Annotated in this window: 13 protein-coding genes, 1 pseudogene and 1 other annotated feature; of the genes and pseudogenes, 1 reads left to right on the forward strand and 13 read right to left on the reverse strand. The window is 52.7% G+C overall.

The annotated features are described in order from the left end of the window. Positions 1-5: 5 nt before the first annotated feature. From ACZYR9_RS03530 to ACZYR9_RS03540, 3 genes are all read right to left on the reverse strand, one after another. Positions 6-518, reverse strand: coding sequence for a deoxycytidylate deaminase (locus ACZYR9_RS03530; protein WP_488977050.1), 513 nt, complete (start codon positions 516-518; stop codon positions 6-8). Positions 519-534: 16 nt separating this feature from the next. Further along, entirely contained in the window at positions 535-1,827 is a 1,293-nt protein-coding gene (locus tag ACZYR9_RS03535) for a homocysteine synthase (RefSeq protein WP_488977051.1), read from the reverse strand. Between the two features lie 98 nt (positions 1,828-1,925). After that, positions 1,926-2,435, reverse strand: coding sequence for a ComEA family DNA-binding protein (locus ACZYR9_RS03540; protein WP_488977052.1), 510 nt, complete (start codon positions 2,433-2,435; stop codon positions 1,926-1,928). Positions 2,436-2,556: 121 nt separating this feature from the next. Here ACZYR9_RS03540 and comER point away from each other — a divergent pair, with 121 nt between their 5' ends. Next, on the forward strand, positions 2,557-3,390 hold the full coding sequence (gene comER, locus ACZYR9_RS03545) for a late competence protein ComER (RefSeq protein WP_488977053.1): 834 nt from the start codon (positions 2,557-2,559) through the stop codon (positions 3,388-3,390). Positions 3,391-3,475: 85 nt separating this feature from the next. On the opposite strand, the gene leuS is transcribed toward comER, so the two are convergent. From leuS to ACZYR9_RS03595, 10 genes and pseudogenes are all read right to left on the reverse strand, one after another. Beyond that, entirely contained in the window at positions 3,476-5,926 is a 2,451-nt protein-coding gene (leuS, locus tag ACZYR9_RS03550; protein ID WP_488977054.1) for a leucine--tRNA ligase, read from the reverse strand. Positions 5,927-5,980: 54 nt separating this feature from the next. After that, positions 5,981-6,227, reverse strand: a binding site (T-box leader). A 309-nt stretch (positions 6,228-6,536) separates the two neighbouring features. Beyond that, a pseudogene (locus tag ACZYR9_RS03555) lies at positions 6,537-7,291 on the reverse strand (class I SAM-dependent DNA methyltransferase). A 115-nt stretch (positions 7,292-7,406) separates the two neighbouring features. Next, positions 7,407-8,306 (reverse strand): CvfB family protein, encoded by a 900-nt coding sequence (locus ACZYR9_RS03560; protein WP_488977055.1) that lies wholly within the window; start codon positions 8,304-8,306, stop codon positions 7,407-7,409. Further along, a complete protein-coding gene (gene rsfS, locus ACZYR9_RS03565; protein WP_488977056.1) occupies positions 8,303-8,650 on the reverse strand; it encodes a ribosome silencing factor in 348 nt (115 codons plus the stop codon). The genes ACZYR9_RS03560 and rsfS overlap by 4 nt, the downstream gene beginning before the upstream one ends. A gap of 30 nt (positions 8,651-8,680) precedes the next feature. After that, complete coding sequence (gene yqeK / locus ACZYR9_RS03570; RefSeq protein WP_488977057.1) at positions 8,681-9,274, reverse strand: bis(5'-nucleosyl)-tetraphosphatase (symmetrical) YqeK; 594 nt, start codon at positions 9,272-9,274, stop codon at positions 8,681-8,683. After that, a complete protein-coding gene (locus tag ACZYR9_RS03575; RefSeq protein ID WP_488977058.1) occupies positions 9,264-9,851 on the reverse strand; it encodes a nicotinate-nucleotide adenylyltransferase in 588 nt (195 codons plus the stop codon). Before ACZYR9_RS03575 ends, yqeK begins: the two co-directional genes overlap by 11 nt. Before the next feature lie 48 nt (positions 9,852-9,899). Beyond that, positions 9,900-10,193 carry a ribosome assembly RNA-binding protein YhbY gene (gene yhbY, locus ACZYR9_RS03580; RefSeq protein WP_488977059.1) on the reverse strand — a complete coding sequence of 98 codons (294 nt, stop codon included), beginning with the start codon at positions 10,191-10,193 and terminating at the stop codon, positions 9,900-9,902. Between the two features lie 46 nt (positions 10,194-10,239). Further along, positions 10,240-11,109, reverse strand: coding sequence for a shikimate dehydrogenase (locus ACZYR9_RS03585; protein WP_488977060.1), 870 nt, complete (start codon positions 11,107-11,109; stop codon positions 10,240-10,242). Between the two features lie 53 nt (positions 11,110-11,162). Further along, positions 11,163-12,293, reverse strand: coding sequence for a ribosome biogenesis GTPase YqeH (gene yqeH, locus ACZYR9_RS03590; RefSeq protein ID WP_488977061.1), 1,131 nt, complete (start codon positions 12,291-12,293; stop codon positions 11,163-11,165). A 7-nt stretch (positions 12,294-12,300) separates the two neighbouring features. Further along, the gene (locus tag ACZYR9_RS03595; protein WP_488977062.1) at positions 12,301-12,795 is read right to left on the reverse strand and encodes a YqeG family HAD IIIA-type phosphatase; all 495 of its coding nucleotides are present in this window, start codon (positions 12,793-12,795) and stop codon (positions 12,301-12,303) included. Positions 12,796-12,873 lie beyond the last annotated feature (78 nt).

Below are 12,873 nucleotides of genomic sequence, written 5' to 3' on the forward strand. Positions count from 1 at the left end.
GTGATTTAATTGGTTACTTCCGAAACCGTGCTTGCAGGGGGCTCGTACTTCTCCAGCTGCCGGAAGTAAAGTCCTTTTTGCTTCATCAAGGCGCTTACTTTGTCATGATCCTTCGGATAAGCCCGGTGATACACAATCTCTGCAATGCCGCTGTTAGCCAGCATATTCGCGCAGGTCCAGCACGGTTGATCGGTTACATAGACGACCGAGCCCTCCCGATCCTCACGATCCGTGAACAGCAGCAGGTTTTGTTCCGCATGAATGGTTCGGATGCAGCGCTGTTTTTTGACCACGTGCTCCTTACCTTCTGCAGCCACCAGCTCGATTTCTTCCACCAGCATGCAGCCGGCCTCCGAGCAATCCGGGACGCCCGAGGGGGCCCCATTATATGCCGTTCCCAAAAGCTTTTTGCCTTGAACCAGCACCGCGCCGACATGTCTTCGGCTGCATCGTGAACGGGTAGACGCCATATAGGCGATATCCATAAAATACGTATCCCAATCTTTGCGGGCTATCATGTTGTGACTCGCTCCCTTATTTCTGGCTGGTTTGAATCGCTTGATTCAAGTCGTAGATGATATCTTCAATCGCTTCGGTGCCGATCGACAACCGAATCATGCCGGGGCTTACGCCTGCCGCTGCCTGCTCCTCTTCATTGAGCTGCTGATGAGTCGTACTGGCCGGATGAATGATCAACGATTTCGAATCTCCCACATTGGCAAGGTGGGAGAACAGCTTCACGGCATTGATCACCTTGCGTCCGGCCTCCGCGCCGCCTTTGATGCCAAACGTCATAATGGCTCCTTGGCCTTTGGGCAAATATTTACGGGCCAAATCATAGGATGGATGGCTGGGCAGTCCCGCATAGCTTACCCATTCGACAGCTTCGTGCTGTTCCAGGAACTCTGCTGCCTTCATTGCATTGGAGCTGTGGCGTTCCATCCGCAGATGCAGCGTTTCCAGTCCCTGCAGCATCATGAAGGAATTGAAGGGAGAAATGGCGGCTCCCATATCGCGAAGCAGCTGTACGCGCGCTTTAATAATATATGCGACCGGACCTACGGCATCCGTATATACAACGCCATGGTAGCTGGGGTCCGGTTCGGTGAGTCCGGAAAATTTACCGCTTGCCTTCCAATCGAAGCGCCCGCCGTCTACAATAATCCCGCCGATCGATGTACCGTGACCGCCGATGAATTTGGTGGCGGAATGAATGACGATATCCGCACCGTGTTCAATCGGACGGCACAGATAAGGACTTGGGAAGGTATTGTCGACGATAAGAGGAATACCGTTCTCATGAGCGATGGAAGCCACGGCTTCGATATCCAGCACATCGCCTTTCGGATTGCCGATCGTTTCTGCGAATACCGCCTTGGTGTTCGGCGTGATCGCCTTTCGGAAGTTCTCCGGATCGCCCGGATCAACGAAATGTACCTTGATGCCGATCTTAGGCAGAGTGATCGCGAACAAGTTGTATGTACCGCCGTATAAACTGGCCGACGATACAATCTCGTCTCCCGCTCCGGCAATATTTAGAATAGAGTACGTAATGGCAGCTTGTCCAGATGCAGTCGCCAATGCGGCAAGCCCGCCTTCCAATGCAGCCACGCGTTTCTCGAATACATCGGTCGTCGGATTCATCAAGCGGGTATAAATGTTACCGAATTCCTTCAGCGCAAACAGATTCGCCGCATGATCCGTATCGCGGAACCCATAGGAAGTCGTTTGGTACAAAGGTACGGCACGAGACATCGTAGCAGGATCAATTTCTTGCCCTGCATGGACAGCTAATGTTTCCAAAGCGAGCTTGCGTTCTTCTGACATGCAAATACGTCCTCCTTTAAAATAACATATAATGGGATAATCGTACCTATTTTCGCACATTTCATTTAAAAACAAAAGCATTTCGAAAAAATGCTCCGCTAAGGGCCTACCGTTACGTGGGGTTTGATCTTCTCCAATGTTTTCTTACCGATTCCTTTGACCTCAAGCAGCTGGTCGGGAGAGCGAAATTTGCCGCCTAACCTCTGACGAAGCTCCAAAATGGCCTGCGCTCGGCTTGGACCTACTCCCGGCAGTTCATCAAGCTGCTCTGCCGTCGCCGTGTTGAGATTCAATTTTCCTAACACTGCATCGTCTTTGTCCACTTCTGTTTTGGCAGATGATTCGTCTCCTCCCGATGCGGAATTTGGAGTTTCCGATACAGGGTCTTTGGTTTCCGGAGACTTTGTTTCCTTCGGCTTATCCTCCTGTTGATGACTTAAATCCACCTGCTGCTTTAGCCTATGCTCCGTTTGATCGTGCAGCAGCCTGCGCATTTCATCATCGGCGCTGATGAAGCTTGCCGCCGGCGGTTCCGCTAATTTAGGATAAATCATCCATAGTCCGGCGGAAAGACCGACTGCCAGCGCTAAAAAAGCGATTCTCATCATCCCGCCCCCCTTTTCACAAGACTCATTCCATCACCTCTTTTTTATTCGTAAATTTATGCATAAATCCATTCCCTTTCTGATATACATGAAGAAAGCTGCATACTATTCAGGAGGGATCGTCATGCGAGTTGGTTTCATCGGAACAGGCAGCATGGGCAGTATGCTCATTGAAACATTCATCCGTTCCGGAGCCTTGAGTCCGGACAACATAGTGGTGACCAACCGGACCATATCCAAAGCGGAGCGTTTGGCAGCAAGCTATCCGGGCTTACACGCAGCCCGTTCCAATAAGGAAGCCGCCTCTCAATCCGATCTGCTGTTTATTTGCGTCAAACCTTTGGAATTCAAGCATGTCATTGACGAGATTCAAGCTTTGATGACCCCCCAACAAACGATCGTATCGATCACCAGCCCGGTGCTGATCCGGCATCTCGAAGCTCTGCTTCCCTGCAAAATCGCCAAGGTGATTCCAAGCATTACGAACCATACACTCAGCGGCGCAACGCTTTGTATTTATGGAGCTCGGATGATGCCGGAGGATCAGGAACGGCTTGAAAACTTGTTATCCCATGTGAGCGCTCCGATCCGCGTATCCGAGGAATATACCCGAATTTCCTCCGACTTGTCCAGCTGTGGACCTGCCTTTCTGGCCTTTTTCATTCAAAAGTATATTGAAGCAGCCGTCTCCGCCACCGGAATCTCGGAGAAGGAGGCCACACAGCTCGCCGGCGAAATGATGCTCGGGACGGGCAAGCTGCTAACCACGGGCGGCTTTACTCCCGCTGCGCTTCAGCAGCGTGTAGCCGTACCCGGCGGAATTACAGAGGAAGGACTCCGTATAATGGAAAAAGAGCTGTGCAGCGTCTTTTACGACTTGATCCGCACAACTCATGCCAAATATGAAGAAGATTTGGAAAAGGTGGAAGCCCTGTTGTTTCCGGACCAAAGTCAATGAACAACGCGATGCTTTCACGTCTTTTCCTTATGAACCGCCGTGCCCGCAGAAGTCCGGGTGCGGTTGTTTTTTATGCTTTGCGCGCTTATCCTACGACGATATTGACCAGCTTGCCTTTGACCACGATCACTTTCCGGACCGTTTTGCCTGCCATCGCTTCCTTCACCTTATCCAGACCCATTGCCAGTTCCTGCATAGAAGCTTCGTCGGCCTCGGCAGAAACCGTTGCGCGCTCGGTGATTTTTCCGTTCACCTGAACAACGATCTCTACTTCGTTATCGACAGTCCATGCCTCATCATAGGCTGGCCATGCTTCATACGTAACGGTATTGCGATGACCCAGCTTCTCCCACAATTCTTCCGCAAGATGCGGCGCCAACGGAGAGAGCATTTGCACAAAGTGCTCCATAGCCGCTTTCGGCAGACGGTCCGTCTTGTAGGCTTCATTCACGAAGATCATCAGCTGGCTGATCGCCGTGTTAAAGCGCAGCGCCTCCAAATCCTCGGTTACCTTCTTAATGGTACGGTGCCAAATCCGCTTGAAAGCTTCGCTGCCCGTATTCTCCTCACTGCTGATTTTCGTGCTTAATTGGCCGTCTTCCTGGGTAAACAGTCTCCACACCCGGCTTAAGAAGCGGTAAGTACCCTCGACGCCGTTGGCATTCCATGGCTTCGTCGCCTCAAGCGGACCCATGAACATTTCGTACATGCGCAAAGTATCGGCTCCGAATTCATTGACAATAACATCGGGATTGATGACGTTCCCGCGGGACTTACTCATTTTCTCATTGTTCTCGCCAAGGATCATCCCTTGATTGACCAGCTTGTGGAACGGTTCCTTCGTATTCACTACGCCAAGATCGTAGAGGACCTTGTGCCAGAAGCGCGCGTAAAGCAGATGAAGCACCGCATGCTCCGCTCCCCCGATGTACAAATCGACGGGCAGCCACTTGCGCTGCAGCTCGGGAGAGCAAATTTCCTTGTCGTTCTTAGGATCGATAAAACGCAGATAGTACCAGCAGCTGCCGGCCCATTGCGGCATCGTGTTCGTCTCGCGGCGGGCCTTCATGCCGGTTTCCGGATCAATGGTATTGACCCAGTCCGTCACATTTGCCAGCGGTGATTCACCTGTGCCTGACGGCTTGATTTCGTCGACTTCCGGCAGCAGCAGCGGCAGTTGGTCCTCCGGCACGGTTTTCATCGTACCGTCTTCCAGATGAAGAATCGGAATAGGCTCGCCCCAATAACGCTGCCGGCTGAACAGCCAGTCGCGCAGGCGATAGGTCACTTTTCCCTGCCCTTTGCCGTTTTCCTCAAGCCATTGAATCATGGCGCCGATAGCCTGTTCATTGCTGAGCCCATCCAGGAAGCCGGAGTTCACATGCGCCCCGTCGCCAGGATAAGCCTCTTTCGAAAGATCCCCGCCCTGCACCACTTCAATAATCGGAAGATCATACTGTTTAGCAAACTCCCAGTCCCGCTGGTCATGTCCCGGTACCGCCATAATCGCTCCCGTTCCGTAACCTGCCAATACATAATCGGCGATCCAAATCGGCACTTTGCCGCCATTGACCGGATTTACGGCGTAAGCTCCGGTAAATACCCCGGTTTTCTCCTTCGCCAGGTCCGTACGCTCCAGGTCGCTCTTGCGGGCGGCGCGCTCTTGATATTCCTTCACGGCAGCCGCTTGCTCTGCCGTAGCAATGCGTTCCACCAGCTCATGCTCCGGCGCCAAAACGCAGTACGTCGCTCCGAACAGCGTATCCGGACGAGTCGTGAACACCTTCAAGCTGTCACCCTCATGCCCCTCGATCGCAAACGTCACTTCCGCGCCCTTGGATTTGCCGATCCAGTTGCGCTGCATGTCTTTGATGCTTTCCGACCAATCGAGCTCCTCCAGATCCTCCAGCAAGCGCTCCGCATACTCAGTAATTTTCAACACCCACTGGCGCATCGGCTTACGAATGACAGGATGGCCACCGCGTTCGCTCTTGCCGTCGATCACCTCTTCATTGGCGAGAACCGTACCCAGCGCAGGACACCAGTTAACCGGCACCTCATCGACATAAGCAAGACCTTTTTTATAAAGCTGGATAAAAATCCACTGCGTCCACTTGTAGTAATCGGGATCGGTTGTGCTGAATTCGCGGTCCCAATCGTAGGAGAAGCCGAGCGATTTGATTTGTCTGCGGAAATTGTTGATGTTCTTGATCGTAATTTCGCGCGGATGCTCACCCGTATCAAGCGCATGCTGCTCCGCCGGCAGACCGAACGCGTCCCATCCCATCGGATGCAGTACGTTGTAGCCGCGCATTCTTTTGTACCGGGATACAATATCCGTTGCTGTGTATCCCTCGGGATGACCTACGTGAAGTCCCGCACCGGATGGATACGGAAACATGTCCAACGCATAAAATTTAGGCTTCGCGTCGTCATCCAATACCTTAAACGTTTTGTTCTCTTCCCAATAGCGCTGCCACTTCGGTTCAATCGCCAGCGGGTTATATCCTTGCTGTTCTTTGAATTCCTGTGCCATGTTACATTATGCCTCCTTCAAATAAAAACAAAAAAGCCCCCGCCACTAGCCTTAGCTAGGGACGAGAGCTTTGCTTCCCGTGGTACCACCCTAGTTGACAGCCGGCATGCTTTGCCCCTGTCCACTCCAGCCCCTTAACGCAGGGAATACGATCCGGCTAGGTCTCGGAGTCAACCCTTCTTCCGATGATCCTTCACCTTCTGGCTCCAGAACGAGTTCACTACGGCCACAGCCGATTCCCACCAACCACCGGCTCTCTGAAATATGGCATACAGCTACTGCTTTCTGTCACAGCCTTATTAACAATCCAATTAAATTTCATTATATGTAAAACGATTCCTATGTGTCAAGCTGTCCGATAAGGAAGAAAGCGACCTTCAGGCTCTAAAATTCCATATATGGGGATTCCAAAAAACTTTCTTGGCCATACTGGTTAAAAAGTGTTCTTGGAGGTCATGACCAATGCGAGGATTATTGAACGGCATGATGCTGTCGCTGCCCCTCTGGGCTATGATTCTATGCGTAGTACAGCTGATTTTTCGGTTGATAGAAAAATAGATTGCTAAAGCCCGACCCGCCTTAGACACGAATAGTCCAAGACGGGTTGATCCTATTTTACCGCCACAAAAAACGCTCTCTGCGTGTCCTCCGAAGGGGCCTTCCACTTAAAATCCCCATAGCAGGCCGTTTCCCGGAAGCCGGCTTCCCGCAGCTTCTCTTGAAGCCAATCCAGAGCATATGCGCGCTGCAAATGCAGCTCCTCCACCCGATGATAGCGTTCGGTCACCGCATCGTCCGATCCGGTCTCGAGCATGTCCCCTTCTCTGATGAAAAGTGTTAAAGCATGCTCGATTTCACAGCGTCCCGGGTCAAAATCGCAGGTCCAGATATACGCAATATCATCCTCATTCAGTATAAAAGGCTGGGACTCGGCGTAAGATTGCAGCTGATAAGGAGTGTGTACGTCAAACAAAAATACCCCCCCGGCTTCAAGCCCGCGTAGGCTCTTTTGATTGCCAGTACGACATCCTCTTCCTCCAGCAAATAGTTGAAGCAGTCGCAAAACGAGAGGACCGCATCCACTGGACGGCCAAGCTCCCAATCGCGCAAATCCTGCTGAAGCAGCATCAGCCCGCCTCCGGCAGGAAATGCTGAGCGCCGCTGAACGCTATCCGCCTTTTGCCGGGCGACCGCCAGCATATCGTCCGAGAGGTCGATGCCGATCACCTCGAAGCCTTGCTGCGCAAGCGGAATCGCCAAGGCTCCCGTGCCGCAGCCAAGGTCGACGACGGTACGGGGAACACCATACTTGTCCCAGCATTGTCTGGAAAACTCCATCCATTCCCGATAGGGCATGTCCTCCATCAGACGGTCGTATATATATGAGAAGCGTTCGTAAGCCACGACATTCACCTCCTTGTCTTCATAGCTTTCTGATATTGTCCTGCCGCAAGCAAAAAAAGCCGGTACCGCAGCGTTGCTACTTGGTAACCGGCTCTTTCGGATCCTGCTTCAGATAAGTCCAGCTGCCCTCCTGATAAACCAAGCCTTCTTTCATCAGCTTGCCGATGGCGCGTTTGAAGGCCGATTTACTTATGCCAAAGCGCTGAGAAATCAGGTCTGCGGGCGTTTCGTCAGAGTAAGGCATGGCCTTGTTCGGACGCTCATGAAGGAAAGCCAGCAGCTTCTCCGCATCCTCATCCCGTCCTGATTCCTTGCGTTCGCGCATCGAACAGTTCACATTCCCGTCCTCACGGACGAAGGTCACGCGTACCTTGACCCGCTCACCCAACCGCAGCAGTCTCGTCCGTTCGGAGGAATGGATGAAGCCGATGACTCCAAAGCCGACCACGCCGCCGTCGCAGACGACGAAGGTGCCCATCTGCAGAGGCTTGTATACCCTTGCCTCCACCGAAGTGCCGCGCCAGCCGGCCGGCGCATCGAAGCAAAGCTTTTTCAGCTGCTCTTCCCCCGCTGTTTTGGCCACCAGTCGCCCTTGGCGGTCGTGAGCCAGCACGACAAACACCTTGTCTCCCACCTCGGGGCGAAGCTCCTTAAGCTCGGGAAGCTCCTTGAACGGCAGCAGTAAATGCCGGCCCAGCCCCATCTCCAAAAAGCATCCGAAGCGCGGATGAATATCCGCGACCTCGAGCAGCGCCACCTCGCCAAGCCGGATCAGCGGTTTATGCATGGTCGCGGCCAGCCGGTCCTGCGTGTCATGAAACAGGAATACCTCGACTTGCTCCCCGAGCTTTACTTCCCCGACCGTTTCGCTGTAATGCAGGAGCACGTCCTGTGTCCCGTCGGTCAAAAAATAGCCGTTGGGCGATACTTCCCTCGCCACTTCCAGCCGCCGGATCGTACCGGCTTCCAGTCTCATACCCGCTCGACCACTTTCGCGTCGGACCAAAGACGCTCAATGTTATAATATTCTCTGTCATCGCGATGGAAAACATGAGCGACCACGTCGCCAAGATCAATCAGCACCCAGCGCGCCGTATCCATCCCTTCCAGCCCGCGGAGCCGCACTCCTTTTTCCTCCGCTTTCTTGCGGATTTCCGTAGCGATGGCCTGCACCTGCGTCTCTGAATTCCCGTGACATATTACAAAATAATCTGCAATCAGCGATATTCCGCTCAGATTCAGGGTAACGATGTTCATCGCTTTTTTATCTTCGGCCGCTCCGACCGCAAGCGTCATAAGCTCCTCCGGTTGTACCGTCATCTGGTTTCCTCCCTTAAATAGACAAATGTCTCAGTTCTTCTGCACTACTTCACTGTCCTGCTGCTCCAGCTCTTCAATCAAACCGTTACGGGCGGCCAGCGTCAGCGGATATATCCGTTTTCCCTTATCCAGTAAAAACCTTATGGTTCCGTCAAATCCTGCAAGCAGTGCCTTCTCTAAACTATATTCGGCGATTTCACGAATATTATGCACGCCCGGAAAGTCCCGGCCAGGCTCCATGTAATCGGCAAGACACACGACCTTATCCAGCAGCGTCATCCGCTCCCGCCCCGAGGTATGGTAGCGAATCGCATCCAGCACCTCTTCCTCCTGCACGCCATAGCGTTCATGAGCCAGCCAAGCACCCGCATGCGCATGCCAAAGCTCCTTGTCATACTCCAGAAGATCAAGGGGCAGGCCGTTATCCCGGATGATCCGCGCTTGCTCATCCACCCGCCAATACTTGCACACATCGTGGAGAATAGCCGCCAAGTCCGCTTTGATAGGATCCGCTCCGAACCGCTCCGCCAGCTTGACCGCCGTCTCCATTACGCCCAGCGTATGTACCCAGCGCTTTTCCGGCATTTGTGAGCGGACCGATTCCAGTATGTCTTCACGCTTCATAAAGACGATTCACCTCGATATAATCATTTACCCGGTCAGGCACCATATAACGCACGGACCGCCCCTCTGCGCGGCGCTTTCTGATCCCTGTCGAGGACAGCTCGATTTGCGGCATACTGGCTGACAGAACGGCCTTACGGATCCAATCAGGCAATTCATCATCTCCGGTGTCATACCCCGGGCGGTGCAATCCCACAAAGGACACGAGCGTGATCAGCTCATCGATTCTATGCCATTTGGGCAAATACTGTACCATATCCGCTCCAATAATGTAATAGAACTCATGCTCAGGATGCTGCGAACGGAGCATGAGTACGGTTTCTATGCTGTAGGATACGCCGCCTTTGCGCAGCTCAACATCCGATGGCTTGAAGCTCGGATGGCCCTCCACGGCAAGGCATACCATCTGCCAGCGCTGCTCGGCAGATGCGCCGGGAGCCTGGTCCTTATGCGGCGGAACGGATGTAGGCATAAACCAAACCTCATCCAGCTTCAGCTCCTCACAAACGCTTTGAGCTGCAATCAAATGGCCGATATGAACGGGATCAAAGGTTCCTCCCATCAGGCCGATTTTCATCCGGCTCCCCCTCTTTGCATCAACCGCCCCGGCTAATTTTGCAATGCCTTATACCGGTAGCTCGATGGTTTTATGATCTTTGGACTCTTTATAGAGCACTATGGTTTTCCCAATCACCTGTACAAGCTCTGCGCCCGCGCCCTCGGCAAGCTCGGCCCCCACTTCTTTGGGATCCTCCAGACAATTGTTAAGCACGGAAACCTTGATCAATTCCCGCACTTCCAGCGCCTCGTTGATATGGCGGATCAAATGATCGTTCACTCCGCCTTTACCGACTTGAAATATCGGATTCAAATGATGCGCCAGCGAGCGCAGATGCCTCTTTTGTTTACCTGTTAGCATGCTTGTCCTTCTACCTCTATTCTATGGATGAAATCTAATATTTCCTTTATTTGGCATTCTCTTCAAACGACCGTTCCACCACTTCCCGCATGGCTGCAACCGGAGCCGGAATGCCGGTCCAATATTCAAACGCGTATGCTCCCTGATAAATAAACATGCCCAAGCCGCTGTGAACGGTCGCTCCGCGAAGATCCCGGGCTTCTCTTAAAAAGCGGGTCACCAGAGGATTATACACCAAATCGCTGACGACCGTATCCGGCTTGATCAGCGCCACATCCATCGGTACCTCGTCCACATTCGGGTACATGCCCAGCAGCGTATTGTTCACGATAAGCGCGGCCTCGCCTGCCAGTTGTCCCGCCTCGTCCAAGCCATGGCCGGATACGCTTCCGAACCCGTTCATGGAAGCCGCAAGCTCCAGCGCTTTCTCCTTCGTCCGGTTGGCAATGTAGATGTGCTCCGCGCCTTCCTTGACCAAAGCGTAACCGACGCCGCGGGCGGCGCCGCCCGCTCCGATCATCAGCACCTTGCGTCCTTTCAAATCGATACCCGTTTCTTCCTTGAGCGAACGGATATAACCGATACCGTCGGTATTATACCCAATCAATTTGCCGCCTTCGTTCACAATCGTGTTGACGGCACCGATGATACGGGCGCCTTCATCGATCTCGTCCAGATACGACATGACCTCCACTTTGTGCGGAACGGTCACGTTGACGCCCCGAAATTGAAGCGCCCGAATCCCGGCGACCGCGTCCTTCAAGGTTCCCGGCATAATGTGAAACGCCCCGTAAGCGGCATTGATTCCTGTTTTTTCAAACGCTCTGTTCAGCATGATCGGAGATTTCGAATGACGAATCGGATCCCCGAAAACACCATACAAAATCGTATGACTGTCCAGCTTATGCTTCCCCATCGTTTCCCGTTCCTCCCGTTGGATAACACTTGCAAACCCCTGCGGCCAAAAAGCTATATAAGCGACTCCCTGACGGCTACCTTTACACCCTTAGGAACATGGATGACAAGGTCCGCTCCGGTATCGCCGTTGACTTTAACCCAGCCTATGCCCGAAATGGACACATCCAATTCCGAGCCCTTCGGAATTCGTACCGGATGCTTCACCAGCTTCGGCAGCTTGTCCAGCTCTTCCCTCGCAGGAGGAGCAAGCAGTCCGCCCTTATGCTCCTCGTACAGCTCGTCCGCACGCTCCAGCTTAGTCCGGTGAGCCTGCAGCGCGTTGGATATATAGAAGGTGAAGGACTGCCGAGCTCCCTGCACAAAATCAAAGCGCGCAAATCCGCCGAAGAAAATCGTCTGATGCTCGTTTAACTGAAACACAAGAGGTTTGACCGGCTTGTCCGGCATCAGCTTCATCAGATCCTTCTTGCTCACAAGCTCCGTAAGCCGGTGAGGATATACAATGCCGGGCGTATCGATAATGGATGCGCCATCCTCCAGCGGAATCCGGACAAGGTCCAGCGTCGTGCCTGGGTATTGCGAGGTCGTCAGCTCCGCATCCAGATCGCTGTAATCACGGATCAGCCGGTTAATCAGCGTCGACTTGCCTACGTTCGTTGCGCCGACGACATAAATATCGCGGCCGCGGCGGTGTTCTTCCAGCGCTTCAATGACCCGTTCAAAGCCCATGTTTTTCTTTGCGGAGCAAAGCACAACCTCGACAACCTTCAGTCCCGCTTCCTTCGCTTGACGCTGCACCCAGTTTAAAATCCGGTTATAGTTGGTCACCTTCGGCAATAAATCGATTTTGTTGACCACGAGCACAATCGGGTTATTTCCGACAAAGCGCGGAAGTCCCGAAATCATACTTCCTTCAAAATCAAACAAATCGACAATATTGACCACAAGCGATTGGGTCGAGCCTACATGCGTAAGCAAGCGCAGAAAATCATCCTGATTCAAGGTAATGCTGGAAGCCTCGTTATAATTTTTGATGCGGAAGCACCGTTGGCAAATGACCGGCATTCGCGCCAGCGCCTGCTCCGGCACATAGCCGAGCTTCTCGGTGTCTTCGGTTTGGAGCGCCACGCCGCAGCCTGCGCAGTGAGCCGCATCCGTTCTAATTGGTTTTTGATCCGTCATGAATTTCCTACCTTTTCATTATCGTTAAGGCCGCCTTCTCGATTCTGCGGTTCACCTTGGTAAAAAAGCCTTCGTCACTTAGCGAAATCGGAAGAACCAATATGGTATATAACCCCATCCGGTTGCCTCCCAGCACATCTGTCAGCATTTGATCGCCGATTACAACGGTTTCTTCCGCCTTTAGATTCATCATTTGCAGCGCTTTACGAAATGATGCGCTTGTAGGCTTTTTGGCACGGTAAATAAAAGGCAGAGATAACGGCTCTGCGAATTTGGTCACCCTTGTCCGCTGGTTGTTCGATACGACGACGACCTGAAAGCCCACTTGCGCCACTACCTTAAGCCAATCGATCAGCTCAGGCGTGGCAAGCGGCGCCTTGGCCCCTACCAGCGTGTTGTCCAAATCCGTAATGATGCCCCGATACCCCTGCTCCCATAATTCGTTGAGTTCTATTTCATAAATCGAATTCACTTGTTTACGTGGAATCAGCTTTTTCAGCAAAGCGTTCACCTCGAAAGACATTAGGCTGTATACGTCAAACTATACCATAATACTCCTTTTTGTTGCAAAAAGAAAGAC

Source organism: Paenibacillus sp. F024, from assembly GCF_057814255.1.

Excerpts from the sequence above, each read along its gene's own strand:
- ACZYR9_RS03560 (WP_488977055.1), bottom strand. The coding sequence starts at position 8,306 with ATGAGACTGGAAGCCGGTACGATCCGGCGGCTGGAAGTGGCGAGGGAA.
- ACZYR9_RS03530 (WP_488977050.1), bottom strand. The coding sequence starts at position 518 with ATGATAGCCCGCAAAGATTGGGATACGTATTTTATGGATATCGCCTAT.
- yqeH (WP_488977061.1), bottom strand. The coding sequence starts at position 12,293 with ATGACGGATCAAAAACCAATTAGAACGGATGCGGCTCACTGCGCAGGC.
- ACZYR9_RS03535 (WP_488977051.1), bottom strand. The coding sequence starts at position 1,827 with ATGTCAGAAGAACGCAAGCTCGCTTTGGAAACATTAGCTGTCCATGCA.
- leuS (WP_488977054.1), bottom strand. The coding sequence starts at position 5,926 with ATGGCACAGGAATTCAAAGAACAGCAAGGATATAACCCGCTGGCGATT.
- yhbY (WP_488977059.1), bottom strand. The coding sequence starts at position 10,193 with ATGCTAACAGGTAAACAAAAGAGGCATCTGCGCTCGCTGGCGCATCAT.
- yqeK (WP_488977057.1), bottom strand. The coding sequence starts at position 9,274 with ATGAAGCGTGAAGACATACTGGAATCGGTCCGCTCACAAATGCCGGAA.
- ACZYR9_RS03585 (WP_488977060.1), bottom strand. The coding sequence starts at position 11,109 with ATGGGGAAGCATAAGCTGGACAGTCATACGATTTTGTATGGTGTTTTC.
- rsfS (WP_488977056.1), bottom strand. The coding sequence starts at position 8,650 with ATGACGGTACAACCGGAGGAGCTTATGACGCTTGCGGTCGGAGCGGCC.
- comER (WP_488977053.1), top strand. The coding sequence starts at position 2,557 with ATGCGAGTTGGTTTCATCGGAACAGGCAGCATGGGCAGTATGCTCATT.
- ACZYR9_RS03575 (WP_488977058.1), bottom strand. The coding sequence starts at position 9,851 with ATGAAAATCGGCCTGATGGGAGGAACCTTTGATCCCGTTCATATCGGC.
- ACZYR9_RS03540 (WP_488977052.1), bottom strand. The coding sequence starts at position 2,435 with ATGATGAGAATCGCTTTTTTAGCGCTGGCAGTCGGTCTTTCCGCCGGA.